This is a genomic window from Halorubrum sp. SP3 (assembly GCF_005435195.1).
GTDB classification, from domain to species: Archaea; Halobacteriota; Halobacteria; order Halobacteriales; family Haloferacaceae; genus Halorubrum; species Halorubrum sodomense.
Genome location: NZ_SGTU01000438.1, coordinates 1 through 403 on the forward strand (window position 1 = coordinate 1; position 403 = coordinate 403).

At 54.6% G+C, this 403-nt stretch carries 1 protein-coding gene; it reads left to right on the plus strand.

Annotation, left to right across the window (positions count from 1 at the left end; translation table 11 throughout):
- Nucleotides 1-290: 290 nt before the first annotated feature.
- A partial coding sequence (locus EXE42_RS17160; RefSeq protein WP_137707080.1) for a sulfurtransferase TusA family protein occupies nt 291-403 on the plus strand: 113 nt, incomplete at its 3' end.

Here is a 403-nt window from a genome sequence, read left to right on the forward strand (position 1 = left end):
AGTCGACGTCGACGTCCGGAGTCGGAAAGTCGTCGGCGTTCATGTTTCGCAGTCGCTCCTACCGGACCGACGCACAAAAGCATTTTCATAGTATTTCCTTTTCTAAGCAATACTACTCGCCCGCAGATTCGGATATGCGCGGGTGGATCCGCCGTTACCGCTCTTGTGAACCGTCTTAACCGGTTCGGCGTTATACAGTAGTTAGTAGAATTCCCAAGAACCGACACAGTTTTACTTCACCGGGGGGTATTGTGCGATAGCTCCAATACAGACTCCGGAGCAGATACACAATGAGTGCCGAATTCGACATCGCGGAGACGCTCGACGTGAAAGGTGCATCGTGCCCCATGCCAGTGGTGAAGACCAAGTCCGCCATCGACGGCCTCGCGGAGGGCGAGGTCCT